At 58.7% G+C, this 23,076-nt stretch carries 27 protein-coding genes and 1 pseudogene; 11 read left to right on the top strand and 17 right to left on the bottom strand.

Features of this window, described 5'->3' with window-relative positions; genetic code table 11:
- Positions 1-6: 6 nt before the first annotated feature.
- Both aph(3')-Ia and tetR read right to left on the bottom strand, forming a co-directional pair.
- A complete protein-coding gene (aph(3')-Ia, locus tag HQ393_RS17290) occupies positions 7-822 on the bottom strand; it encodes an aminoglycoside O-phosphotransferase APH(3')-Ia (protein WP_000018326.1) in 816 nt (271 codons plus the stop codon).
- A gap of 45 nt (positions 823-867) precedes the next feature.
- The gene (tetR, locus tag HQ393_RS17285; RefSeq protein WP_246308020.1) at positions 868-1,566 is read right to left on the bottom strand and encodes a tetracycline resistance transcriptional repressor TetR; all 699 of its coding nucleotides are present in this window, start codon (positions 1,564-1,566) and stop codon (positions 868-870) included.
- Between the two features lie 92 nt (positions 1,567-1,658).
- Here tetR and tet(C) point away from each other — a divergent pair, with 92 nt between their 5' ends.
- The gene (gene tet(C) / locus HQ393_RS17280) at positions 1,659-2,849 is read left to right on the top strand and encodes a tetracycline efflux MFS transporter Tet(C) (protein WP_043149945.1); all 1,191 of its coding nucleotides are present in this window, start codon (positions 1,659-1,661) and stop codon (positions 2,847-2,849) included.
- A gap of 55 nt (positions 2,850-2,904) precedes the next feature.
- Here the strand turns inward: tet(C) and HQ393_RS18180 are convergent, their stop codons facing one another.
- The gene (locus tag HQ393_RS18180) at positions 2,905-3,033 is read right to left on the bottom strand and encodes a type VI secretion protein (RefSeq protein WP_001260374.1); all 129 of its coding nucleotides are present in this window, start codon (positions 3,031-3,033) and stop codon (positions 2,905-2,907) included.
- Positions 3,034-3,298: 265 nt separating this feature from the next.
- On the opposite strand from HQ393_RS18180, the pseudogene HQ393_RS17265 reads away from it, so the two are divergent.
- Positions 3,299-3,595: pseudogene (locus HQ393_RS17265) on the top strand (hypothetical protein); the annotation flags it as partial.
- Between the two features lie 617 nt (positions 3,596-4,212).
- Here the strand turns inward: HQ393_RS17265 and HQ393_RS17260 are convergent.
- From HQ393_RS17260 to HQ393_RS17245, 4 genes are read right to left on the bottom strand one after another with little or no spacing between them, the layout of a single operon-like run.
- A complete protein-coding gene (locus HQ393_RS17260; protein WP_009873360.1) occupies positions 4,213-4,965 on the bottom strand; it encodes a hypothetical protein in 753 nt (250 codons plus the stop codon).
- Positions 4,962-5,600 carry a DUF6753 family protein gene (locus HQ393_RS17255; RefSeq protein WP_009873359.1) on the bottom strand — a complete coding sequence of 213 codons (639 nt, stop codon included), beginning with the start codon at positions 5,598-5,600 and terminating at the stop codon, positions 4,962-4,964. The genes HQ393_RS17260 and HQ393_RS17255 overlap by 4 nt, the downstream gene beginning before the upstream one ends.
- Positions 5,593-6,276, bottom strand: a complete 684-nt coding sequence (locus HQ393_RS17250) for a nucleotide-binding protein (RefSeq protein ID WP_179358559.1) — start codon at positions 6,274-6,276, stop codon at positions 5,593-5,595. Before HQ393_RS17250 ends, HQ393_RS17255 begins: the two co-directional genes overlap by 8 nt.
- A 12-nt stretch (positions 6,277-6,288) precedes the next feature.
- Positions 6,289-6,645, bottom strand: a complete 357-nt coding sequence (locus tag HQ393_RS17245) for a hypothetical protein (protein ID WP_009873357.1) — start codon at positions 6,643-6,645, stop codon at positions 6,289-6,291.
- A gap of 313 nt (positions 6,646-6,958) precedes the next feature.
- Here HQ393_RS17245 and HQ393_RS17240 point away from each other — a divergent pair, with 313 nt between their 5' ends.
- The 9 genes from HQ393_RS17240 to HQ393_RS17200 all read left to right on the top strand — a co-directional run bounded on the left by HQ393_RS17240 (position 6,959) and on the right by HQ393_RS17200 (position 18,630).
- On the top strand, positions 6,959-7,270 hold the full coding sequence (locus HQ393_RS17240; protein ID WP_166312490.1) for a plasmid mobilization protein: 312 nt from the start codon (positions 6,959-6,961) through the stop codon (positions 7,268-7,270).
- Complete coding sequence (gene traI, locus HQ393_RS17235; RefSeq protein ID WP_179358571.1) at positions 7,260-9,929, top strand: TraI/MobA(P) family conjugative relaxase; 2,670 nt, start codon at positions 7,260-7,262, stop codon at positions 9,927-9,929. Before HQ393_RS17240 ends, traI begins: the two co-directional genes overlap by 11 nt.
- A 41-nt stretch (positions 9,930-9,970) precedes the next feature.
- Positions 9,971-10,249, top strand: a complete 279-nt coding sequence (locus tag HQ393_RS17230; RefSeq protein ID WP_015060221.1) for a BrnT family toxin — start codon at positions 9,971-9,973, stop codon at positions 10,247-10,249.
- Positions 10,209-10,529 carry a BrnA antitoxin family protein gene (locus tag HQ393_RS17225; RefSeq protein ID WP_045286807.1) on the top strand — a complete coding sequence of 107 codons (321 nt, stop codon included), beginning with the start codon at positions 10,209-10,211 and terminating at the stop codon, positions 10,527-10,529. The genes HQ393_RS17230 and HQ393_RS17225 overlap by 41 nt, the downstream gene beginning before the upstream one ends.
- Positions 10,526-10,948, top strand: coding sequence for an antitoxin MazE-like protein (locus HQ393_RS17220; RefSeq protein ID WP_166312484.1), 423 nt, complete (start codon positions 10,526-10,528; stop codon positions 10,946-10,948). The genes HQ393_RS17225 and HQ393_RS17220 overlap by 4 nt, the downstream gene beginning before the upstream one ends.
- Before the next feature lie 357 nt (positions 10,949-11,305).
- A complete protein-coding gene (locus tag HQ393_RS17215) occupies positions 11,306-11,884 on the top strand; it encodes a recombinase family protein (RefSeq protein ID WP_179358570.1) in 579 nt (192 codons plus the stop codon).
- 144 nt (positions 11,885-12,028) lie between these two features.
- The gene (locus HQ393_RS17210; RefSeq protein WP_110612457.1) at positions 12,029-12,613 is read left to right on the top strand and encodes a recombinase family protein; all 585 of its coding nucleotides are present in this window, start codon (positions 12,029-12,031) and stop codon (positions 12,611-12,613) included.
- A gap of 16 nt (positions 12,614-12,629) precedes the next feature.
- The gene (locus tag HQ393_RS17205) at positions 12,630-15,884 is read left to right on the top strand and encodes an Eco57I restriction-modification methylase domain-containing protein (RefSeq protein ID WP_110612456.1); all 3,255 of its coding nucleotides are present in this window, start codon (positions 12,630-12,632) and stop codon (positions 15,882-15,884) included.
- Positions 15,885-15,975: 91 nt separating this feature from the next.
- On the top strand, positions 15,976-18,630 hold the full coding sequence (locus tag HQ393_RS17200) for a TrlF family AAA-like ATPase (RefSeq protein WP_110612455.1): 2,655 nt from the start codon (positions 15,976-15,978) through the stop codon (positions 18,628-18,630).
- Positions 18,631-18,741: 111 nt separating this feature from the next.
- Here the strand turns inward: HQ393_RS17200 and HQ393_RS17195 are convergent, their stop codons facing one another.
- From HQ393_RS17195 to HQ393_RS17150, 10 genes are all read right to left on the bottom strand, one after another.
- On the bottom strand, positions 18,742-19,161 hold the full coding sequence (locus HQ393_RS17195) for a hypothetical protein (protein WP_213362870.1): 420 nt from the start codon (positions 19,159-19,161) through the stop codon (positions 18,742-18,744).
- Positions 19,158-19,487, bottom strand: coding sequence for a type II toxin-antitoxin system YafQ family toxin (locus HQ393_RS17190; RefSeq protein WP_179358569.1), 330 nt, complete (start codon positions 19,485-19,487; stop codon positions 19,158-19,160). Before HQ393_RS17190 ends, HQ393_RS17195 begins: the two co-directional genes overlap by 4 nt.
- Complete coding sequence (locus HQ393_RS17185; protein ID WP_013124611.1) at positions 19,459-19,740, bottom strand: type II toxin-antitoxin system RelB/DinJ family antitoxin; 282 nt, start codon at positions 19,738-19,740, stop codon at positions 19,459-19,461. Before HQ393_RS17185 ends, HQ393_RS17190 begins: the two co-directional genes overlap by 29 nt.
- 127 nt (positions 19,741-19,867) lie before the next feature.
- Positions 19,868-20,398 carry a 3'-5' exonuclease gene (locus tag HQ393_RS17180; protein ID WP_179358568.1) on the bottom strand — a complete coding sequence of 177 codons (531 nt, stop codon included), beginning with the start codon at positions 20,396-20,398 and terminating at the stop codon, positions 19,868-19,870.
- A complete protein-coding gene (locus HQ393_RS17175; RefSeq protein ID WP_179358567.1) occupies positions 20,395-21,132 on the bottom strand; it encodes an HAD domain-containing protein in 738 nt (245 codons plus the stop codon). Before HQ393_RS17175 ends, HQ393_RS17180 begins: the two co-directional genes overlap by 4 nt.
- Positions 21,129-21,341 (bottom strand): hypothetical protein, encoded by a 213-nt coding sequence (locus HQ393_RS17170; protein WP_179358566.1) that lies wholly within the window; start codon positions 21,339-21,341, stop codon positions 21,129-21,131. The genes HQ393_RS17175 and HQ393_RS17170 overlap by 4 nt, the downstream gene beginning before the upstream one ends.
- A gap of 229 nt (positions 21,342-21,570) precedes the next feature.
- A complete protein-coding gene (locus tag HQ393_RS17165) occupies positions 21,571-21,840 on the bottom strand; it encodes a hypothetical protein (protein ID WP_179358565.1) in 270 nt (89 codons plus the stop codon).
- Positions 21,837-22,274 carry a hypothetical protein gene (locus HQ393_RS17160; protein WP_179358564.1) on the bottom strand — a complete coding sequence of 146 codons (438 nt, stop codon included), beginning with the start codon at positions 22,272-22,274 and terminating at the stop codon, positions 21,837-21,839. The genes HQ393_RS17165 and HQ393_RS17160 overlap by 4 nt, the downstream gene beginning before the upstream one ends.
- Positions 22,271-22,840 carry an HAD family hydrolase gene (locus HQ393_RS17155; RefSeq protein ID WP_179358563.1) on the bottom strand — a complete coding sequence of 190 codons (570 nt, stop codon included), beginning with the start codon at positions 22,838-22,840 and terminating at the stop codon, positions 22,271-22,273. Before HQ393_RS17155 ends, HQ393_RS17160 begins: the two co-directional genes overlap by 4 nt.
- Before the next feature lie 32 nt (positions 22,841-22,872).
- Positions 22,873-23,076 carry a hypothetical protein gene (locus tag HQ393_RS17150; protein ID WP_179358562.1) on the bottom strand — a complete coding sequence of 68 codons (204 nt, stop codon included), beginning with the start codon at positions 23,074-23,076 and terminating at the stop codon, positions 22,873-22,875.

The following is a 23,076-nucleotide window of genomic DNA, read 5'->3' as shown; positions in this document are numbered from 1 at the left end:
TAACTATCAGAAAAACTCATCGAGCATCAAATGAAACTGCAATTTATTCATATCAGGATTATCAATACCATATTTTTGAAAAAGCCGTTTCTGTAATGAAGGAGAAAACTCACCGAGGCAGTTCCATAGGATGGCAAGATCCTGGTATCGGTCTGCGATTCCGACTCGTCCAACATCAATACAACCTATTAATTTCCCCTCGTCAAAAATAAGGTTATCAAGTGAGAAATCACCATGAGTGACGACTGAATCCGGTGAGAATGGCAAAAGCTTATGCATTTCTTTCCAGACTTGTTCAACAGGCCAGCCATTACGCTCGTCATCAAAATCACTAGCATCAACCAAACCGTTATTCATTCGTGATTGCGCCTGAGCGAGACGAAATACGCGATCGCTGTTAAAAGGACAATTACAAACAGGAATCGAATGCAACCGGCGCAGGAACACTGCCAGCGCATCAACAATATTTTCACCTGAATCAGGATATTCTTCTAATACCTGGAATGCTGTTTTCCCGGGGATCGCAGTGGTGAGTAACCATGCATCATCAGGAGTACGGATAAAATGCTTGATGGTCGGAAGAGGCATAAATGCCGTCAGCCAGTTTAGTCTGACCATCTCATCTGTAACATCATTGGCAACGCTACCTTTGCCATGTTTCAGAAACAACTCTGGCGCATTGGGCTTCCCATACAATCGATAGATTGTCGCACCTGATTGCCCGACATTATCGCGAGCCCATCTATACCCATATAAATCAGCATCCAGGTTGGAATTTAATCGCGGCCTCGAGCAAGACGTTTCCCGTTGAATATGGCTCATAACACCCCTTGTATTACTGTTTATGTAAGCAGACAGTTTTATTGTTCATGATGATATATTTTTATCGGCACTGTTGCAAATAGTCGGTGGTGATAAACTTATCATCCCTTTTTGCTGATGGAGCTGCACATGAACCCATTCAAGACCGCCGATGATGAGAGCCAGGCCTCGCTCGAATGCCGCGTCCGGACCGCCTTCGTAGACGATTTTCATCGCGCTCTGTAGGCGCGCCGGCATCGTAGACGCTGAGGTGGTCAACTGATCTTCGCCCCGCTCCTCGGCGTCTGCCTCGCTAGCTTGCTGCTCAAGAACAGCGCCGACGGTGAAGTAGCTGATTGCCATCAACGCATAGGTCGCGTCACCTGCCGAAAAGCCAGCATCGCAAAGGAAGCGAAGCTGCGCGTCGGCTTTTTCCATCTGCGGCGCGGCTGGCCGCGTCCCGGCATGAATACGCGCGCCATCGCGATAAGCGAGCAACGCCCGTCGAAAACTGCATGCATTGCCCTTCAGGAACGAACGCCAGTCGTCGTCATCCCTTGGCGTCGAATGCGTGTGATTTATCGTCAGCATGGCTTCGGCAAGTGCGTCGAGCAACGCACGCTTGTTCTTGAAATGCCAGTAGAGCGCTGGCTGTTGCACACCGAGGCGCTCAGCCAGTCGGCGCGTCGTTAGACCTTCCATGCCCACGTCGTTAAGCAGTTCAAGCGCGGTTCGGATCACGGCCTCGCGTTGGAGCTTTTTCATGTGTGAATTCTCATGTTTGACAGTTTATCACTGATAAGTTCTAATGGCGTAATTTATCACCGATAAATTGCTAACGCAGTCAGGCACCGTCTATGAAATCTAACAATGCGCTCTTCGTCATCCTCGGCACCGTCACCCTAGATGCTGTAGGCATAGGCTTGGTTATGCCGATACTGCCGGGGCTCTTGCGGGATATCGTCCATTCCGACAGCATCGCCAGTCACTACGGCGTGCTGCTAGCGCTTTATGCGTTGATGCAATTTATATGTGCACCCGTTCTCGGAGCACTGTCCGACCGCTTTGGCCGCCGCCCAGTCCTGCTCGCTTCGCTACTTGGAGCCACTATCGACTACGCGGTCATGGCGACCACACCCGTCCTTTGGATCCTCTACGCCGGACGCATCGTGGCCGGCATCACCGGCGCCACAGGTGCGGTTGCTGGCGCTTATATCGCCGACATCACCGATGGGGAAGATCGGGCTCGCCACTTCGGGCTCATGAGCGCTTGTTTCGGCGTGGGTATGGTGGCTGGCCCCGTGGCCGGGGGACTGTTGGGCGCCATCTCCTTGCATGCACCATTCCTTGCGGCGGCGGTACTCAACGGCCTCAACCTACTACTGGGCTGCTTCCTATTGCAGGAGTCGCATAAGGGAGAGCGTCGACCGATGCCCTTGAAAGCCTTCAACCCAGTCAGCTCCTTCCGGTGGGCACGGGGCATGACTATCGTCACCGCACTTATGACTGTCTTCTTTATCATGCAACTCGTAGGACAGGTGCCGGCAGCGCTCTGGGTCATTTTTGGCGAGGACCGCTTTCGCTGGAACGCGACGATGATCGGCCTGTCGCTTGCGGCATTCGGAATCTTGCACGCCCTCGCTCAAGCCTTCGTCACTGGTCCCGCTACCAAACGTTTCGGCGAGAAGCAGGCCATTATCGCCGGCATGGCGGCCGACGCGCTGGGCTACGTCTTGCTGGCGTTCGCGACGCGAGGCTGGATGGCCTTCCCCATTATGATTCTTCTCGCTTCCGGCGGCATCGGGATGCCCGCGTTGCAGGCCATGCTGTCCAGGCAGGTAGATGACGACCATCAGGGACAGCTTCAAGGATCGCTCGCGGCTCTTACCAGCCTAACTTCGATCATTGGACCGCTGATCTTCACGGCGATTTATGCCGCCTCGGCGAGCACATGGAACGGGTTGGCATGGATTGTAGGCGCCGCCCTATACCTTGTCTGCCTCCCCGCGTTGCGTCGCGGTGCATGGAGCCGGGCCACCTCGACCTGAATGGAAGCCGGCGGCACCTCGCTAACGGATTCACCACTCCAAGAATTGGAGCCAATCAATTCTTGCGGAGAACTGTGAATGCGCAAACCAACCCTTGGCAGAACATATCCATCGCGTCCGCCATCTCCAGCAGCCGCACGCGGCGCATCTCGGGCAGCGTTGGGTCCTGGCCACGGGTGCGCATGATCGTGCTCCTGTCGTTGAGGACCCGGCTAGGCTGGCGGGGTTGCCTTACTGGTTAGCAGAATGAATCACCGATACGCGAGCGAACGTGAAGCGACTGCTGCTGCAAAACGTCTGCGACCTGAGCAACAACATGAATGGTCTTCGGTTTCCGTGTTTCGTAAAGTCTGGAAACGCGGAAGTCCCCTACGTGCTGCTGAAGTTGCCCGCAACAGAGAGTGGAACCAACCGGTGATACCACGATACTATGACTGAGAGTCAACGCCATGAGCGGCCTCATTTCTTATTCTGAGTTACAACAGTCCGCACCGCTGCCGGTAGCTATTGACTATCCGGCTGCACTAGCCCTGCGTCAGATGGCTCTGATCCAAGGCAAACTGCCAAAATATCTGCTGGCACCGGAAGTCAGCGCCCTGCACCATTATGTTCCGGATCTGCATCGCAGGATGCTGCTGGCTACCCTGTGGAACACCTACATCTGTATTAACGAAGCGCTGGCATTGACCCTGAGTGATTTTTCTCTGGTGCCGCCCTATCCCTTTGTGCAGCTTGCCACGCTCAAAGGGGTTTGAGGTCCAACCGTACGAAAACGTACGGTAAGAGGAAAATTATCGTCTGAAAAATCGATTAGTAGACAAGAAAGTCCGTTAAGTGCCAATTTTCGATTAAAAAGACACCGTTTTGATGGCGTTTTCCAATGTACATTATGTTTCGATATATCAGACAGTTACTTCACTAACGTACGTTTTCGTTCTATTGGCCTTCAGACCCCATATCTAATCGATAGGTGAACCATCCTGCACAATTCTGATGATTTTCATGAATCCTGTCGTTTTTAACATAATGGGTATTAAGTGTAGTGTGTTTGTCTATCAATAAGAGATTTATCTAATTTAATTCAAGCCCCCGGCGCAGGTGGTAACCACCCCCGGCGCAGGTGGTAACCTGACAAGCCACAAAAACGCCCGCAAACCCTTGTCAGTACTGAGTTTTCGCGTTTTTCCAAAATTCCGGTCTAAGAAGTTCTAAAGAACTTCTACCATGCGCGGCTTTCAGCCGCCGCTTTAGGCGTCGTCTGAAGCCTTGCCTTCGGGCTTCGCCCTGCGCGGGCTAAAGCCCTTGCAGACACACCCCCGCCCCCGCCCCGCCGCTACCCCCTTCCTTGCAGGCGAAAACGCCTCTACTGGCTTTCTAGGGCCTCTGCCGGGGCTGCGGTGAGCGTATCCAGCAGATCGACTATCCGCCTCATGGCTTCTAACCACGCTTCGTGCATCCAGAATGGGGCTATTTCGCCGTGCTGGAGTGTGCAAAGCGGATTGAGAACCCGGCGCGGGTTCTTCCATGTCTCGACGGAAAGCACCAGCCCGTCCGCATGGATGGAAAAGACTGGTAGCGCTTTCGGCTGGCCCTTCTTCTTGCCTTGCGTTTCGGTTGGCTTGAGGTCGTCCCAAACGCCTTGCACGGTTTTGTTCAGTTCGTCGATGAAGCGTTCCGGCATGGTTTTCAAGAGTTCGGCAGTGATTGCGTTCGCGTCCTCAAATTGCTTTCTTGCTTCGGCTTCCTTTTTCCGTCGTTTTTGCCGCTCCTGTTCGTATTCGTCTAAGGTTTGCCTGTGTCTGCGCTGTGCTTCAGCTTCCGCTTCTTCAGCTTGCCTTCGTGCTTCCTCTTTGGCTTTCTGTCGGTGTGCTTCACCCTCTGCTGTGAGTGCTGGTTTTACCAGTTCGCCAGACTTGGCCTCGATGGTGATCGAAAGCGGTTCGCCGCGATGGTCTACCAGATCGAACGGCAGACCATCAGCATCGAAGGCGGTTAGGTAGAGATTGGCCCCATAGACCTTGTGCCCCGGCCTCACAGCTTCGTATTTTTCTGCTGCTGCGTGCAGTGCTTCCGCTAGGCGTTCTGCCGTGATTTCTCCTTTGATCTTGATTCTCATGGCAACCTCCATCCGTAGGTGCCATCCGATGCGGGCTTGACGTAGCACACGCCTTTTTCGACGTACCACCCCGGCCTATCGCACTTCGCCAAGCTGGCGAGGCTTCCCGTTTGCGCGAAGCGGTAGGCCAAGCGCCCCTCTGGCGTGTTGGCCCATGCCGCCGCCGCTTTCTCGTCCTTGGCTTCGGTGTATCCCGCGCCGTATCCGGCCTGATAGCCCGAATCCTTGCCGCTGCTGTGCATGTACCAGCCGAACAGGCCGACGCACAGGAAGGCCACCGCGATGCAGCCCGCCGCCCACTGCCACATCTGCTTTGCCGATGTGTTGTGCGCGACCTCTTGCGCTGCTGCTGCTACCGCTTGCGCCAAATCCGCCTTGGCTGCTTCCGCTGATGCTTTCACGGTTGCATCCGCCGTTACCTTGAAATTGACCAAGGTATCTTTGGCCGCTTGTGCTATCGCTTGCGGGAACTTCTCATACTGGCCTTGGTAGTGTTGCAAGGCCATGAGCACCAGCCACAGCGCATCATTGTTTTTCAGGCCGAGCGCATCCCGAACCCGGTAAAGACTTTGCCGCTCCGCGTCACTAGGTTGCCTGCCGAGCAGCTTTGCAAAGCTGTCGTCTAGGTCACTCATGGACTACGGCCTCCAATACCTTTTTGGCCTCGTTGCGCCACCGCGTAAGCTCCGCACGGTTGCCAATGGGCAGTTCCTTGAGTGCTACCGCAATGCTCATGCGCTTGCTGTAAATGTCATCGCTCACACGGTCGGCCATGTCCGGGAATGTCACCGATTTCCCGCCGCGTTCCTCTACCGCCGTGCGCAGCTTGGAGCCGTTGTAAAGCTCGAACTTCTTTTCTTCTCCGAAGTGTCCATTGCGCACCACGTGAACGGCCGAGTTCGGGATTGCATCCATGTATTCCTTGAGCAGTTCGAGGCTATCCCGTTGGCGGTTAATCACCCACAGCGTGACCAGCTTGCGCTTGAGTTCTTCAAGCGTGCTATTCAGTGTTTCACCGTAGGCGCTCACGCCCTTGTTATTCCGTGCTGCCGTGTTGATTACCACGACGCTATCCGGCTTGCTATCGCACAGGTTCACTAGCTGAATCCATCCGTCCGCCTCATCCAGATTGATAAGCTCCGTTTCCGTGCTTTCTTTATAGGCTTTCCATACGTCCGGGTTAGAGGTGTCAGACTCAATCAGCAAGACGCTTTCGCCGCGCTCTTGCAGGTAATCAACCGTTGCCATCGTAACAAGCGACTTGCCAACGCCGCCCTTGCTGCCACCGATCAGGTAAATGCTTTTCGCCATGTTGCTTACTCCTTAAATGTCGTCGCTGTCAGGTTTCGGGGTGAATGTCGCCTTCGATGTATCCGCAGGCTTCTTATCGGCGGGGCGGGGCGGGGGTGTGTCTCCCGGTGCTTGCACCGGGGCTTTTTTCGCTGGCTTTGCTCTCTGCAAGTAGCTCTTGAGCGTTGGGGTTGCGATGCTCAGACCTTCGCCGCGCAGCGTCTCGGAAATCTGGTCAAGCGTGTATCCACGCTTTTGCAAAGCGGCAATCTCTTTGGATAGCACGCGCACGGCCTCTTGCTTGCTGTGCTCCTGCTTCTTCTTTTCGACTGGCGGCATCTCACGAAGCTTTGAAGCGATAGCCTCTAGCTGCTCTGTTGTGTATTTCATTCTGCTAACTCCTTTGCTCACTGGTTGCGGAGTTGACAGCATAGCGCCTTTTATGCTTGTTGCAAAGTGCGTCCCGTGCACCTAAACTGCTGATATGATAGTAGAGTGGTTGAGCTTAACAGGATGCGGATTGTCATACACATGGCTACGCCATGTTCCTGCCAATCCCCGCCTGCCCATTCGGCGCTTCGCTTCTCACGGTCTGGCTCATCCTGCAAGGGGCGCGCCCCTTGACCCCGGACAGTGCGGCGCTTTCGCTTCTTACTGTCCAAGACACACCCCGCCCCCGCCGCCCCGGCGAGAAAGAGACACGATGCCATTTGAAACGCAAGGGCCGGAACCGCTGGACGCCGTTATCAATGTACGGCTGACCGCAGCGGAAAAGGCCCGCTTGAAAGAGGATGCCGACCTTGCCGGGTTGAGCATGTCGGAGCTTGTCCGCCGCCGCTACTTTGGCAGGCCGATCATTGCCAACGCGGACGCCGTGATGCTCAAGGAGCTGCGGCGCATCGGTGGATTGCTGAAGCACATCCACAACGAGAGCGGAGGCGTTTACAGCAAGGAAACAGCCGGAGCGCTGCTGGCAGTGAAAGCCTACATCGAGAGGTTGAGCCGTGATCGTTAAGAAGGTGCCGAACTCAAAAACCAAGCACAAGACGGGGAGCATCCGCGACTTGGCCGACTACATCCGCGAGCCGCACAACCAGAACCCGGATGAAAAGGTGCTGTACGCCAACGGACGCGGTTTCCTCTGTGACGGCCACGCCGCACAGCGTGAAGAAATGGTAGCCCTTGCCGCTGAATCCGTGCGCAGCAAGAACCCGGTCAATCACTACATCATGAGTTGGCGAGAGGGCGAGCAGCCCAGCTCGGAGCAGGTGGAAGAAGCAGTAAGCATCTTCATGGAAGAACTCGGATGGAAAGACCACCAGGCCATCTACGGCTTGCACAAAGACACGGACAATATCCATCTGCACATCGCCATCAACCGTGTGCATCCTGAAAAGCTCAAGATTGTCGAGATTAACCGGGGCTTTGATATCGAAATGGCGCACAAGGCCATTGCCCGGATTGAGCACGCGCAAGGCTGGCAGCGTGAGCAAAACGGGCGCTATCAGGTGTTGGAGAACGGGGAGCTAGGCCGAGCGCCATACGACCCGGAAAAGCCACGCCAGCCCGACCAGAAGAAGCGGGACATGGAGAACCGCACCGGGGAGAAGTCAGCCCACCGTATCGCCATCGAGGACGGTGCAGCCATCATCAAGCAGGCGCAAAGCTGGGAGCAGTTGCACCGCGAGTTAGCAGCCAAGGGGATGCGCTACGAGAAAACCGGCAGCGGGGCAACCGTGTTTGTCGGGGATGTTGGCGTGAAGGCCAGCGACGTAGACCGCAACGCAAGCCTTGCCAAGATGCAGAAGCGTCTAGGCGAGTATCAGCCCGCGCCGCAGCATCAGCAGGTAGCGCAGCGCGAGCCGGAGCCTATCAAGCCAGACGTGCCGGGCTGGAAGGACTACATCACCGGGCGCAAGGCTCATTACGCCGCAAAGAACGCGGCCAAGCTGGCGCTGGACAAGCAGCAGGAGCAGGAGCGCAAGCAACTGGCCGAGCAGCAGAAGGCCCGCCGCGATGAACTCATGCGCGGCAACTGGAAAGGCAAGGGCGAAGTGCTCAACGCCATGCGCAGCGTGATTGCCGCCGAGCAGGCCGCAGAGAAAGCCGCTTTGAAAGAGAAACACCAGAAGCAGCGTGAGCAGTGGCGGCAGCAGTTCCGCCCCTATCCCGACCTGGAGCAGTGGCAGCGGATGCAGAAAAGCCCGGAGCTTGCCGAGCAGTGGCGGCACCGGGCCAGTGAACCGCAGCGCATCGAGGGCGACCGCAGCGAGCCGCCGACGGTGCGAGACATCCGCGCCTATGTGCCGGAAATCGTCGGTCAGCAGGTGCACTACAGCCGCAAGGACGAAGCGGGGCGGGGCGGGGGTGTGTCTTTCGTGGACAAGGGCAAGAGCATCGACATTCACGACTGGCGCAACCGGGACAGCACGCTTGCCGCCTTGCAGCTATCGGCGCAGAAGTGGGGCAGCTTCACCGTGACAGGGTGCGACGAATACAAGACCATGTGCGTGAAGTTAGCAGCAGAGCACGGCTTCAAGATCACGAATTCTGAGCTTCAGGAGAGCATCCAGCGGGAGCGGCAGCGGATACAGCAGGAGAGGGCGCAAGCGATGAAATCGGAGCAGCTAAAGCAGTTCGAGCGGTACGCGGAAGCGGTAGGCGCGGAGCGTTACCGGGTGACAAGCATCAAGATGCGCGAGGACGGCGGCAAGCAAACCTTCATCCTCGACAAAAAGGACGGCATCACGCGGGGTTTCACGCCGCAGGAGATTGAGCAGCGCACGCCGGAGATGCAGCGCCTACAGCGCAGGGGCGAAAACCTCTACTACACGCCGCTATCGGACAAGAAGCATCACATCCTGATCGACGACATGAGCCGGGAGAAGCTGGAGCGGCTTATCAAGGACGGCTACCAGCCCGCCGCCGTGCTGGAATCCAGCCCCGGCAACTATCAGGCCATCATCACCGTGCCGAAGCTGGGGACGGTCCATGACAAGGACGTGGGCAACCGGCTGAGCGATGCCCTGAACCGCGAATACGGCGACCCGAAGCTATCGGGCGCTATCCATCCGCACCGCGCACCCGGCTACGAGAACCGCAAGCCCAAGCACCAGCGGGAGGACGGCAGCTATCCCGAGGTGCGCTTGCTCAAGGCCGAGCGCCGCGAGTGCGTCAAGGCGCTGGCTCTGTCCAGCCAGATCGACGCCGAGTATCAGCGGCAAGCCGCCTTGAAGGCGCAGCAGCCCGAGCGCAGCAAGGCCAAGCCCGCCTTGGAGCTTGCAGCGGCCAGCGGCAGCGCGATCGACGCCTATCAGCGGCATTACCGCGACGTGCTCAAGCGGCAGCAGGGCGGCGAGGTGGATTTGTCCCGCGTGGATTCCATGATTGCCGTGCGGATGCGCGTTACCGGCCACGATCAAGCCGCCATCGAGGGCGCTATCCGCCAGTGCGCCCCGGCCACCCGGCAGAAGGACGAGGGGCGCGACTGGAACGACTACGCGCAGCGCACCGCCCGCTATGCCTACAGCGCCGCAGGCGACCGGCAAGCCGCCGAGCTTGGGAAGTACCGCCAGCAGTGGGAGAAGCTGGAAGGGCGCGAGCCTGTACGCCAGCAGGAGCAGGCCAAGGCGCAGAAGATCGAGCGCGACAACTCACCCGGCATGAGTCGATAAGACTTGATGTAACTACAAAAAGACGCTACAATAAGAACACAATGGAACTTGAATGGGACGCCGATAAAGCGGCACGAAACCTGAAAAAGCACGGCGTTTCCTTCGAGGATGCCGAGCTTGTTTTTTACGACTCCGGGCGGGTTGAAGCCTACGACGGACGCGAGGACTACGGGGAAGATCGTTGGGCAACGATTGGGCTTGCCTACTCGGCTGTCCTGTATGTGGTCTACACCGTCCGACACGAGGAAACCATCCGCCTTATCTCTGCGAGGAAAGCAAATGCCGACGAAAGAAAGCAATATCGTGAAGCGAACTCTTGACCTCAAGAAGCCGCCACAGTTGAGCGCAGAGCAGAAGGCGCGACTGGATGCCGTGGCCTCGATGCCGGATGAGCAGATCGACTATAGCGATGCACCCTATCTGCCTGATGCTGTCTGGATGAAGGCAGCGGAGCAATTGCCCCACACCAAGAAGCAAATCACGCTGCGCATTGATGCCGAAGTGTTGGAGTTCTTCAAGCACACCGGCAAGCGTTATCAGTCGCGCATGAATGCTGTTTTGCGCTCCTACGTTGAGGCGCACAAGGCGCACGCGAAATGAGCGGCGACGACAAGCAGCTTGAGCTTGAAGCCCTCGCCGCCGTGGGCGAAATGCTCTTGTTCGACCAAGCCAGAGGCAACCCGGAAGAAGCCGCCCGCATCCTGCGATGTGCGCGGCTTTTTGCTCGTTCAGAGGATGCCGCGCAGCGTCTCAGCGAGCTATGCAACGAGGCGGGCAGTGATGCGACTTGGCGCGAAAACATCGTGGAGGAACTGCAAGACCGAGAGGACTTGCAAGCCGCCGAGGCAGCGATGGAAGCCCGCCGACAGGCCCAACTTGTTGCGCAAGCGGATAGTGTCGACACGGCCTTGCAGACCCTAATGGACGAGGTAGCGGCGGACACCTTCGGCAGTCTCGATGAAGGATATGCGGCACAGGCGCAGGCCGAGGCCGTGAAGGCGTGGCAGGGCAGGCAGTGAGCGGCATTTGTTGGTGTTTCATCGTAACCCGGCAAGTGTTCAGCAAACGGTGGTTTGTTGGACAGTTGCCGCAAGGGGCGGTTTTGTCATTTTCAGAAGGCGACTGCACCCGCTCACTGGATTTGCTGCCTCTGGTGCGTAGGACTTCTGAACGATGGGCGTCAGCAGTCCTACGCACGAAACGCCGCGCGAAGGCGGCGTGGCTCAAAAGTCCTCTGCACGAGGCGACTGGCAGCTTGGCGGTGTCCGAAATCGAGCGGTTTCGGACAGGGGAAACAGGGACTGTCCAAAACTTAGATTGACATTATTTCGGACATGGGCGATATTTCGGACGCCCTATACGGACGATTCCGACCCATGCCGCGCACCTTCGCCTATGTCCGCGTGTCCACGACAGGCCAGACAACCGAGAATCAGATTCAAGAGATCGAGGCCGTCGGCTTCCAGGTCGAGCCGCGCCGGATCGTGACGGAGACGGTTTCGGGCAGCACGGCGATTGCGCAGCGCCGAGGGTTCGCCAAGCTCATGGATCGCTTGGAGGCCGGTGACGTGCTCATCGTCACGAAGCTGGATCGGCTCGGCCGTGATGCCATCGACGTGAGTCTGACCGTGAAGGCGCTGGCCGGGATGGGCGTGCGCGTACATTGTCTCGCCCTTGGCGGTGTTGACCTGACCAGTTCGGCAGGCACGATGACGATGAATGTCCTCAATGCCGTGGCGCAGTTCGAGCGGGATTTGCTGATCGAGCGCACGCAATCGGGCCTCAAGCGGGCCAAGGCAGAGGGCAAGACGCTGGGCCGCCCGGCCACGCTCAGCGAGCAGCAGAAGCAGGCCGTGCGCGACGGGTTGGCGGCCGGGGAGAGCGTTTCAGCCCTGGCCCGCAAGCTGGGCACCAGCCGGCAAACCGTGATGCGCGCCCGTGCAGCCGATACCTGATTTTTCGTGCGGTTGACTTCTGAAAACGACAGGTTTTGCCTGTCCAAAGTGCTCCCTGGCTGTTAAAATTGCCGTCAACTTATCAACGTCCAGCAAACACACCTTTGCTGGACATTTTTTGTGCCTTGAGGGCGGGGATGGCCAATGGAGCAGCGCATCGGATACGCGCGTGTCTCGACAAGCGACCAGAACCCGGACTTGCAGAGGGATGCTCTCAGGCAAGCCGGGTGCGACGACGTGTACGAGGAAACGGCCAGCGGCAAGAGCGCTGACCGGCCTCAGCTCGCCGAGTGCCTGAGGCGCTTGCGGCGTGGCGACACCTTGGTGGTCTGGAAGCTCGACCGGCTGGGACGTTCTCTCTCCGACCTTGTGCAGATCGCCGACAGGCTGCGTGCTGCTGGCGTGTACATCGAGCTATTGCAGCCGCGAGTCGTTTTCGACGACTCGACGATGGGCAAGGCCATGTACGCGATGTTCGGCATGTTCGCGGAGATGGAACGTGACCTGATCCGCGAGCGCACCCGTGCAGGCCTTGCCGCAGCCCGAGCCAGAGGCCGCGCCGGCGGGAGGAAGCCAAAGCTCACCGAGGCCCAGATCAAAGAGATCAACGAGATGGTGGACGCGCAGAAGCTCCCCATCGGTCGAATCGCCGAGCTGTACGGTGTCTCGCGAACCACAATTTACAAGGTAGCTCCTATTGGGCGGCCCGAGCCGAAGCGGCAGAACTGAAAACAGAAGGACAACAATGGACACCAATACCAAGAAGGGCTACGACCTCATCAATCGCCGCCGCAAGCAGTGGGTCAACGAGGAAGAAGTACGCCACGCATGGATGAAGGGGCTTGAAGAGGCCTTGCAGATCGACTTGGACGCGGAGAGAGCCAAACGCGACTCCAGCTACAACAACGTCGTCATCGAGTTCAAAGGCCCCGGCCTCTTCAAGGGGAGTGAGACAAGTCCGAAGTTCATCGAGGCGACCGATGGTCGTCTCTTGAAATACATCCCCCGCTTGGCTGCTGAGCAAGGGCTGGATGAGAAGGACTACATCGGTATTGCCATCGACGGCGATCATGTGGGCTTTGCCCAAGTCCAAGACGGCAAGATCGTTCACCAGCCACTGATGCCGTTCTCGACCATTGCCTTCCAGATGGTGGTCGATGCGCTGAGAGCAAATTTCCGGCGAGCCATCACATCGGAGAACCTAGCCGAGGACTTTGGGCATCTATCCGAGACAGGCCGCGAGTTCATGCAGGAACTGTCCAATGCTCTTGCTGACGCTCTTGGGCAGCCCGGCAACCGCAAAATCAAGATGCTCTTCGAGGAATGGGCAACCTTGTATGGGCAGGCTGCTGACCTCAGCATTCAACAGCGCAAGAAGATCAATGGGTCATTGGGATTTGACTTCGCAGGCCCGGCCGCCATTGACTTGCCTGCCAAGCTTTTCGTCACCCACACCTTTCATTCTCTGCTGATGAAGCTGATCGCGGCCGAGATCGTGGCTGCACATGGCATGGCGTCAAGCACTTCCCTGATCCATGAGCTACTGGCTCTCGGATCGGACGAAGCCCTGATTGAGGCCCTACGCTCGGATGTCGAGAACGGCGGGTTCTTCAACGCAGTCGGCTTGCATGGCTTCGTCGAAGAAGCCATCTTTAGTTGGTATCTGGATGCCACAACCAAGAAGGCGATCCGCACGTCGATGTGCTTGGCGATTCGCACCTTGCTGGCCCAGCTTTCGGTCTATCGCTTCGATACCATCAAGAAGACCGGCCGCTCGCGCGATGTTCTGCGTGACTTCTATCAGGACTTGGTTCCGGAGGAATTGCGCAAGAGCCTTGGCGAGTTCTACACGCCGGACTGGTTGGTCGAGCACTCTGTGGCCAAGCTTGGCTACAAGCGAGACAAGTGGCTTGCTGCTCGGCTACTTGACCCGACATGCGGGTCTGGTTCGTTCTTGCTGGAGGCTATTGAGCAGAAGCGCCGAGCAGCGCTGACGGCGGGATGGACTGCTGAGCAGACCGTGGACATGCTGACCACGACGGTCTGGGGCTTCGACCTCAACCCACTTGCTGTGCAATCCTCTCGCGTCAACTTCCTGATCGCTATCGCAGACCTGTTGCAGCAGTGCAAGGGTAAAGACGTTGAGATTCCCGTTCTCTTAGCTGATGCGGTGTACTCCCCTGCCCCCCACCCTGACGGCGATCAAAAGGTGGTCGAGTACAGCATTGGCAGCCAGCAAGCAAATCTGCAAGTTGTTCTACCTGCCGACTTGGCGCGTGATCGCGTGTTGCTCGACAAAGTATTCCAGCTCATGGGAGAAGAGGTTGAAAACGACACTGAATTCCCGCCCGTCTCTAAGGCGCTGGTGAAAGCCAAGATACTGAGCAAGGCGCAGGCCGATGAGTGGAATGACCACCTCAAGACGACCTATGACCAAGTGCTCGCACTGCATCGGCAGAACTGGAACGGTATTTGGTTCAGGATCGTGCGCAACTTTTTTTGGTCAGCTACTGCTGGACAGTTTGATGCCATTGTTGGTAATCCGCCTTGGGTACGATGGTCGAATCTCCCAGAGGCATACCGGAACCGAGCTAAGCCCACCTGCGAAAAGTACGCCATCTTCTCGGACACCAAGTTCCATGGTGGCAACGAATTAGACATTTCCGCCATCATCACCTACACGACGGCTGACAAGTGGCTGGTCGAAGATGGACGGTTGGTGTTTGTCATCACGCAGACGGTGTTCCAGTCGCCTTCGTCGCAAGGCTTCCGGCGCTTCCGCATCAATGCAACCGACCGCTTGGTGCCTATCTCCATCGATGACATGAAGGAGCTAAAGCCGTTTCCAGACGCGGCGAATAAAACGGCTGTCGCCATGTTCACGAAGAAGATAGGGGGTACGACCCGCTATCCGTTGGACTACCGTGTCTGGCTTGGCAAGCCCAAGACCGACAATGCAGGCAATCCGAAGAAGGGACGCGGCGGTCAAGTGGCTCGCTTGAAGGCAATCGACCCACGTCTACATCGTGCAGAGGTGGCTGATCTTGTGGATGTGATTCAGATGGAAGCCAATCCCGTCTCGCAGACTATGGAGGGGGCTCCTTGGGCCATCATGAAGCCGGGGCACTTCGCCGCATGTCAGCCGATGTTTGGCCCCTCTACTTGGGTCAACGGCCGTAAGGGCATCACGACTGACCTGAATGGCGTCTATTTTGTGGATGTCATTGACTCGAACCCTGCAACAAAGACGGTCAAGGTGCGAACTCGGCCACATGAAGGCAAAACCGACTTGGGGCAGCCGCGCGAATTCTGGGTTGAGGCTGAGAGCTTGTTTCCCCTGGCAAAGGGCGCAGGCGACCTCCATCCATGCTATTTCCTGCCGGAGAACACGCTCTATGCGTTTGTGCCGAATAAGGGCATTGACCGGGCATCATTGGACAGCGCTGCGGCGCGCTACAGCAGTCACACGAATCCCAAGACATTCAAGTTTTTCAAAGCCTACAAGTCGTTTTTGGAGTCGCGTTCCACCTTCAAGACGCGCATGAAGGGTGCGCCCTTCTTCGCAATCTACAACGTGGGCGACTACACCTTTGCACCCTATAAGGTCATTTGGGCCGAGATGACCGGCGATTTTTCAGCGGCCGTCGTGGCGTCTGGGTCTGTGCCGGGCTACGGGCCGCGTGTTTATGTCCCTGACCACAAGCTCTACTTTGCCGACTTCGACCAGCCGGAGCCAGCCTTTTACTTGTGCGGATTGCTGCACTCGGAGATCGTCAAGGAGATGATCGAGGCGCACAACGTGGCAACCAATATGGGCGACATCTTCAAGCATGTGAGTCTGCCTGAGTATGACGCCAGTTTGGCCGAGCACAAGGCGCTTGCTGAGCTAGTGAAGCAGGCCCATCAAGAGCATGACTCTAAGAAGCGGGCCAATATCGTCGCCAAGGTCAGGGCTGCTGCTGCTGAGATCATTGAAGCTGAAATCGCACTTCGCCAGTAATGAGTTCGATGACGGAAAACTAATAGCAGGTGCAGCCGATAGTCCTGTAGCGCGTCGCCATGCATCGCAACTGTAGAAATCAGGGAGGAATATGAGCGATCAATACACCTACGCACGATTCTGGCGCTGCGCGCTACAGGTCAATCCTGTTGGCTACAACGGCACCTACAGGGGAGCCGATCACGGGCTGGATGAGGGCGGCTACAACCAAGCGCTGCTTCAAAAGTGCCTTGAGCTGGGTATCAAGGTTGTCGGTTTAGCCGACCACGGCAGCGTGGCCAGCGTCGATGCTCTGCGTCAGGTGCTACAGCCGCACGGGATCGTGGTGTTTCCCGGCTTCGAGATCGCCTCGAACGACAAGACGCATTACGTTTGTCTCTTCCCCGAGGACACCACGGTGCAGCAGCTTGATCGCTACCTTGGCAACCTCAAGCTGCATGACCCAGCGGATGGCATCCGGCCTTCTCGGTTGAGTTCGGAAGAGCTGATCGAAGAGGTCGATCTATTGGGCGGGTTCATCTACGCTGCACATTGCACGCAGGAGAGCGGGCTGCTGAAAAACCGCCTGAACCACGTATGGAAGCATTCCAAGCTGCGCGCGGCCCAGATTCCGGGATCGATAGACGACCTCACGAGCATCGAGGGTGACTTCTATCGCAAGGTGTTCTTGAACAAGGACGACAGCTACCGGCGTGAGCGTCCTGTGGCAGCGATCAATGCCAAGGATGTTGCCAAGCCTGATGACTTGGATCAGCCGAGCGCAACGTGCTTCATCAAGATGACACGGCCCACTTTCGCGGCGTTCAAGGTGGCCTTCCTCGATCCGGGATCGCGAGTCCGTCTCAACTCGCAGCAGGCCCAAAGCCCGATTGGCAAGGTGGTACGCATGACGGTGGCCGGTGGCTACCTTGATGGCGTCCGGGTAGATTTTTCAGACCATCTCAACACGGTGATCGGCGGTCGTGGAACGGGTAAGTCAACCTTGCTCGAATGCCTGCGCTTCGCCTTGGACTTGCCACCCAAAGGCAAGCAGGCGCAGAAGCTCCACCAAGAGATCATCAAGGAGAACCTTGGTCGCTCGGCCGGTCGGGTTGAGCTGACAGTGGTGTCCTCTGCCCAGAACGGCAAGCAGTACACCATTTCGCGTCGTCATGGCGAGCCGCCGATGGTGCGTGACATGGATGGCAACGTCTCGACCCTGCTCCCGCGCGACTTGCTGCCGGGCATCGACATTTATGGGCAGAACGAGATTTACGAGCTGGCCCAAGATGAAACCAGCCGGGTGCAGTTGCTGGATCGCTTCCTTCCTCAAGACGGAGAGTACGAGTCCAAGAGCGCCGACGTGCATAGGCGCTTGAAGGACAACCAGCAGAAGCTCACGAAGTCCCTGACCGATCTCGACGAGCTGAATGCACAGGTTGAGCGCTTGCCCAAGCTGGAAGAGCAGCTTCGCGGTTTTGATGAGCTGGGGATCAAAGAGAAGCTGGCCAAGACCTCATTGCTCGCGCGCGAGCGAGAGATTGCCAAGACCGCGACCGAGGGCGTACAGAGCTTTCGCGATGCGCTTACAGACCTGCGTGACAGCTTGCCTGACCTTGACTTCATCAACGATGAGGCGCTTGAGGGCTTGCCTGACGCTACCCAGTTGCTCGCCATGCGCACGACGCTGGATGGACTAAAGCAGGGGTTCATCGGCCATCTGACCGCGATGCAGGCCTTACTTGATGACAAGGCCGGACAGTTCACCACCCAGCATGACGCATGGCAGCAGGCGATTCAGGCCCACGATGTCGAGTTGGAGAAAGCGCTGCGCACGTTACCCGCCACTGCTGGAAAGAGCGGGCAGGAGGTCGGTGTTGCCTATCAGAAGTTGATGGGGGAGATCGAGCGCATCAAGCCAATGAAGTCGCGGGCGACTACGCACGAGTCCCAGCGCGACACCTTGCGTCAGGAACGGCGCAACCTGTTGGCCGAGCTGTCTGATTTGCGTGCGCAACGCATACAGGCGTTGCAGAAGGCCGCGAAGAAGCTGAACAGACGACTTGAGGGCAAGCTCAAGGTGGAGATCGTGCCGGAGGCTGATCGCACGCCCTTGATGACCTTCCTGCTGGGTTGCAAGCTGGACGGTGTTGGCGAAAAGCGGCTTGCGTTCATTGAGGATGCTGAGACGATCAGCCCGCTGTCGCTGGCCCAGTCGATTCAGAAAGGGTCTGCCGACGTACAACTCGATTGGGGCGTCACGCAGATGGTGGCCGACGCACTCACCAAGCTCCAGTCGTCTCAGCTCATGGAGTTGGAGGCCTTGGAGCTGGAGCATCGCGTGGACATCTTCTTGAATGTCGCGCACGGCCAAGCCGATGCGGTATTCCGGCCGCTCAACAAGCTCTCTACGGGGCAGCAGTGCACGGCAATCCTGCACATGCTGCTGCTTGAGAACGTTGACCCCCTTCTCATGGATCAGCCGGAGGACAACCTTGACAATGCCTTCATCGCAGATCGGATCGTCGCCGAGTTGAGGGAGGCAAAGACCAGTCGGCAGTTCTTGTTCGCCACACACAACGCGAACATTCCGGTGTTCGGTGATGCCGAGTGGATTGGCGTGTTCACGGCCGCTGAAAACCAAGGGCGTCTCGGGCTGGAAGCGCAAGGCTCGATTGACGTTCCCGTGATTCGGGATCAGGTGGCCAGCATTCTGGAAGGCGGGCGCGATGCCTTTATCCAGCGCAAAGAGAAGTACGAGTTCTGATGCCCTGCCCTACGCGCTGATAATCAAGGAGACTGCCTTGTAGCGGCGTTTTCCTCCCTGATAGCCCGCAGTCTTTCACCGCCTCGCCATGCGAGGCGGCTTTCTTGGTGCCTACGCACCGTGACCGATGCGCTCCCACGCCTCTTTGAACGTCTCGTGCTCGTAGTCGGTCGGCTGTAGCCAGTAGGACACCCTGCCCTCTTTCTCGCCACGGTGCGCGCGCTCTGTGACCTCGGACGGCAGCATGATGTAGGCCGAGGGCGCGGTGGCGACCTTGTTCACGATGATCCAGAAGTCGCCCATCACCTTGTCGAGCGATGTACCCAGCGGCACCGGGTTGCGCTTGCTCAGGGCCTTCACTTGCACGCCGACGAACCGGGAAGCGTCCCGGCTGTAGGCAATGATGTCCACCCCTCGCGCGTTGCGCGCCGTGGGCATGACGTTCCATCCCATCAGCGAGAGCCGATAGCAGCAGTAGTACAGACCGACGTTGCCGGTCAGTTGTGGGTCGAGGGTTGGATGCAGGCTCACGAGAACAGCTCGGAGTGCGTCCCGCTGCGCACGAAAACGACCAAGCCGCTTTTGCCCGAGTCGTCGAGCGTGTAGATCAGCAGGAAGTCGCCGCCGATGTGGCACTCACGATGGCCTACCCAGTCACCCGTCAGCGGATGGTCGAGCCATTCAGGCGGCAGCGGCCCGTCGTTGGCGATCAGCAGCGTCATGGCCTCTTTCAGCCGGTTCATGTCGTACCGGCCGGAGTGGGACAGGCGCTGCCAGTCCTTGAGGAAGTCCTTGGTGTAGTCCGACGCGCGAGGCAGGTTCGCCCGCTTACTTGCGGCTGGCTTCTTCGAGGTCATTCAGGAGCGCATCAGCGGTTGCGAAGCGAGCGCGACGGCTCTTGATGATCTCGTTGGCCTCGGCGATGGCGACGCGGCTGGTGGCGTTCGGTGCCTTGAGCGCGAACGGCAGTTCCTTGTCGGCGACGACGCGGGTCAGGAACACGCGGATCGCGTCGGAGACGGTCAGGCCCATCGAGGCCAGCGTTTCCGCAGCCTGCGCCTTGACGTTCTCGTCCACGCGGACGTGAACCATAGTGGTGGTAGCAGCCATGACGGCCTCCTGTTGCGACTGATTGAGATACATTGTATCGCACGCCGCGCACAATCGCAAGGCGACACCCCTCCCCCCCGGCTTCCTGCGTGTATGTAGGTATATAGGTATATATATACCTACTTACCTACAGCGACCACGGAAGGAGCTTGGCGATGTTGCGGGCATCGTCGAGGCCGCGATGGTGCGAACCATCGAGAGGCAGGCCCACCATCTGCAACGCGCGGGCCATCCCCACTTCCTTGATCTTGCGGCCCTTAGCAAACCGGCGCTTGAGGTTCACATGCTCGAACGCTGCGAGCGGGCTTTCGATGCCGTGTCGCTCGCAGTCACGCGCAAGCTGCTTGGCGTCGAATTGGCCCCAGCTCCCCCACGTTGCGCCCGGTGCCTGATGGCGTTGGGCGAAGCTGGCCAGCCGTGCCGCGACCGCTGGGAACAACTCGGCACCGTCCACGTCGGCCTGCTGAATGTTGGTGAGCTGCCGACAAAACGGAGTGAGCTGAGGGCGTACCACGGGGCGTACCAGCGCCTGAAACGTGTCGAGCACGCTGCCCTCAACCGTAGCCCACACCGCGCCGATCTCGATGATCTCCATATCGCTCGCCGGGAGGCCATCGCCATCGTCGCAGGTGGCCTCAAGGTCGATGACCAGCATCATGGGATGCGCCTCCGAGCGATGGCCGGTGGCATTGCGCGGACTTCCACGGCGGAGACAGGCGGCCACCAGTGGCCAGCCTTCATGGCGGCAATCTGGTCGGGTGGTAGCTCGGTGGCACGCAGGTAGGAAGACTGCCACCACTCGACCCACTGCACCAAATCAGCGCTGGACGCGCTTCGCTCGACTTGCGGAATGACCAGCACGCCAGCCATTGCGTCAGCTACGGCCCACGCGCTAGCCATGTTGCCGACGGCAGCCGCGAGGCGAACGCGCGCCGAAGGCGCGGACAGGCCAAGATTGCTGTCGGTGGACACCAGCTTGTCGCGGTCGGTGTCGGCCCAGCCTTCTGGCTGGTCATCGACGGCGATCCAGTCAGTGATGCCTGCGCGATCCACGTAGCGGCGGATTTGCTGGTAGCGCGTTGACGTGTCCCACCATGTGTCTCTGCCCAGAGGCCGGTGCTCGTCGTCGGTAGCCATCCCGGAGTGCCAAGTGGCTCCAATAATCCGCTGCCGCAACTCGGCAGGCAGGTAGTCGCGGGCGCGGGCGAAGCGCAGCTCGCGCGCCCAGCTTGTACTCAGAACAATGCGGACATGCGGCGCGCTGGCCAGCGCATCCACCAGATAGCAAGACCACATGAACAGTTCGCCCCCGCTGCGCAGCTCCGGCCGCCCGCGAACTAAGTACGCCGCGTCTGGATGCAATACGCCGTCGAAGTCGAGAAAGAGGATCACGGCCGCACCTCAATGCCCAGCAAGAGCATGAAGGCCCGTTCGCTAGGCAACACGGCTTGCCAGTCGATCCGGGGCAGCGCCGCCTCGTAGATGTACCGGCAAGCCCTGCCGTCCAGCTTGATTGCCTTGGTGCCTTCACGAGCCAAGGCATCCAGCACGGGGTAATCAGCCAGCCGATGCAGCGCGTGCCACACAACGGGATCGGTCATGGCTGCAATCCCTCCGGCCCATGCCTCCCGTACCAACTGCCATGCGCCCAGCACTGCCAGTCCCATGCGTAGGCCGCTCGCTCTACGCCGTCGATCTTGGGGCACTGTGAGCCATAGAGCGCAGTCCAAAATTGGTCACGCCACGGCTGCGGAATTTCGGCAAGGCTCACGTAGAACGGGCGGCCCTCATGCTCGTATACGGGGACGGCTGCAATCAGTTCGTCGCGGGTCATGGCGTGCCCCCGTGCATACGCTTCAATACCGGGGCATAGATGTAGAGCGCCCGGTTGATGATGTCGCGATTGCTCGGCGTCAGTGCCCGGCGCTCGCCAAGAACAGTGGTCAGCTCGTGGTCAAGGGCCGCGATCCGTTCGTAGTTCGGGGCCGCCTGCTCTTGCTCCAAGTCGATCTCACAGTTCAAGTACCCGATGTACTCGGCGAGTGTCTCGGTGGCAGCCTCAAGGCGTGCCGTTTCGGCGATGGGTGAGGATGCGTTCATGGCGCAATCCCCGGCACTTTCCTCTGAGCAATGAAAGCCGCTTGCGTGATCGCGCCCACTGGGGCGTGCTCCGCGCACCGGGTCATGTGCCAGTGCTCATGCACCAGCGTCTGACCCGGCCTGCCGCACTGGTCACAGATGCGGGCAGACAGGGCCTCGGCCATGTAGATCATTCCCCGCTGCGTTTGGTTAGCTTCGCGAGGATAGAAGCACAGCGTGCCGAATTTCTCCTTGACCTGCTGGGCGACAACTTGCGGCGCTCCGTTGCGATCCGTCCAGAATTGCAGGCGCTCGCAGAGGGTGTCGATCAGGTCAAACCAACCATCGCCGCATGAAAAGCCCCAGCCCATGCAGCTCTCTTTGATGGAGCGGCGACGATCCGCGAAGATCAGCGGGTAGCGCTGGCACAGCAGCTCATCGAGTTCTTTTTTCATAGCACTCCCTTGAGGGCATCGACCAGCGACTGCCCTCCCCTGCGATCCAGCCAGCGAGCCTGCATCCCGAAAGCCTGCGGCCCGTCAAAGTCGCAGCGCTTGCTGTCGCCCACGAAAACCGTCTCGGCCGGAGCGCAGCCCAGCTCGGCGCACGCGAGCCGGTACATCGTCGGGTGTGGCTTGGCCACCCCGACCTCGTAGGAGAACACGTAGGCGTCCAGTTCGGGCACGAGGCCGCGCACGGCCGGGCCGTACTCATAGGCAAGGTTCGAGCAGACGGCCAGCCGCAGGCCTGCGGCCCGCGCCTTGGCGAGCACGTCGGCCACCTCGGGGAACAGGCGCAGGCCGGACAGCTCTTCGGCCAAGTCGGCTTCCATGATGTCCAAGCTGCTCTCTGCGCCCAGCTCGGCGGCGAAGGTCGCCATCGGCACGTTGCGCGTGAGGCAGGCGAGCCGATCCACCAGCCGCCCTGCTGCGTCCACCAGACGCCCGTAGGGTGCCGGGCGCGTGGTGTAGCGGATCAGGGTGCCGAAGGCGTCAAAGACAATGGCTCTTGTGGGCTTCATGTATATATATACCTACCTATATACCTACATACCTACTCGAACAGCTCGCGCTCGAACTCGACGCCAGTCACCACCAGCGGCTCGCCGCTGGGCCAGCGCTTGGGCGGCTGGTGATCGCTGATGACCTGCACGTCGATGTCGTCGTTGACCACGGCCACGTCGGCAGCGTGCAAAGCGGCTTGCTTGCTCGCGCGCTCGAAGCGGCAGGTGTTGGGGTCAAATGTCCAGTAGCGCAT

The organism is Chitinibacter bivalviorum, from assembly GCF_013403565.1.
GTDB lineage: Bacteria > Pseudomonadota > Gammaproteobacteria > Burkholderiales > Chitinibacteraceae > Chitinibacter > Chitinibacter bivalviorum.
This window is presented reverse-complemented; position numbering and strand designations above follow the sequence as displayed.

Coding starts and splice junctions, on each gene's coding strand:
- tetR (WP_246308020.1), bottom strand. CDS start 1,566: ATGAAAAAGCTCCAACGCGAGGCCGTGATCCGAACCGCGCTTGAACTG.
- HQ393_RS18180 (WP_001260374.1), bottom strand. CDS start 3,033: ATGCGCACCCGTGGCCAGGACCCAACGCTGCCCGAGATGCGCCGCGTG.
- HQ393_RS17260 (WP_009873360.1), bottom strand. CDS start 4,965: ATGAGAATCAAGATCAAAGGAGAAATCACGGCAGAACGCCTAGCGGAA.
- HQ393_RS17255 (WP_009873359.1), bottom strand. CDS start 5,600: ATGAGTGACCTAGACGACAGCTTTGCAAAGCTGCTCGGCAGGCAACCT.
- HQ393_RS17250 (WP_179358559.1), bottom strand. CDS start 6,276: ATGGCGAAAAGCATTTACCTGATCGGTGGCAGCAAGGGCGGCGTTGGC.
- HQ393_RS17245 (WP_009873357.1), bottom strand. CDS start 6,645: ATGAAATACACAACAGAGCAGCTAGAGGCTATCGCTTCAAAGCTTCGT.
- HQ393_RS17240 (WP_166312490.1), top strand. CDS start 6,959: ATGCCATTTGAAACGCAAGGGCCGGAACCGCTGGACGCCGTTATCAAT.
- HQ393_RS17230 (WP_015060221.1), top strand. CDS start 9,971: ATGGAACTTGAATGGGACGCCGATAAAGCGGCACGAAACCTGAAAAAG.
- HQ393_RS17225 (WP_045286807.1), top strand. CDS start 10,209: ATGCCGACGAAAGAAAGCAATATCGTGAAGCGAACTCTTGACCTCAAG.
- HQ393_RS17220 (WP_166312484.1), top strand. CDS start 10,526: ATGAGCGGCGACGACAAGCAGCTTGAGCTTGAAGCCCTCGCCGCCGTG.
- HQ393_RS17215 (WP_179358570.1), top strand. CDS start 11,306: ATGCCGCGCACCTTCGCCTATGTCCGCGTGTCCACGACAGGCCAGACA.
- HQ393_RS17210 (WP_110612457.1), top strand. CDS start 12,029: ATGGAGCAGCGCATCGGATACGCGCGTGTCTCGACAAGCGACCAGAAC.
- HQ393_RS17205 (WP_110612456.1), top strand. CDS start 12,630: ATGGACACCAATACCAAGAAGGGCTACGACCTCATCAATCGCCGCCGC.
- HQ393_RS17200 (WP_110612455.1), top strand. CDS start 15,976: ATGAGCGATCAATACACCTACGCACGATTCTGGCGCTGCGCGCTACAG.
- HQ393_RS17190 (WP_179358569.1), bottom strand. CDS start 19,487: ATGACCTCGAAGAAGCCAGCCGCAAGTAAGCGGGCGAACCTGCCTCGC.
- HQ393_RS17185 (WP_013124611.1), bottom strand. CDS start 19,740: ATGGCTGCTACCACCACTATGGTTCACGTCCGCGTGGACGAGAACGTC.
- HQ393_RS17180 (WP_179358568.1), bottom strand. CDS start 20,398: ATGATGCTGGTCATCGACCTTGAGGCCACCTGCGACGATGGCGATGGC.
- HQ393_RS17170 (WP_179358566.1), bottom strand. CDS start 21,341: ATGACCGATCCCGTTGTGTGGCACGCGCTGCATCGGCTGGCTGATTAC.
- HQ393_RS17165 (WP_179358565.1), bottom strand. CDS start 21,840: ATGAACGCATCCTCACCCATCGCCGAAACGGCACGCCTTGAGGCTGCC.
- HQ393_RS17160 (WP_179358564.1), bottom strand. CDS start 22,274: ATGAAAAAAGAACTCGATGAGCTGCTGTGCCAGCGCTACCCGCTGATC.
- HQ393_RS17155 (WP_179358563.1), bottom strand. CDS start 22,840: ATGAAGCCCACAAGAGCCATTGTCTTTGACGCCTTCGGCACCCTGATC.
- HQ393_RS17150 (WP_179358562.1), bottom strand. CDS start 23,076: ATGCGCTACTGGACATTTGACCCCAACACCTGCCGCTTCGAGCGCGCG.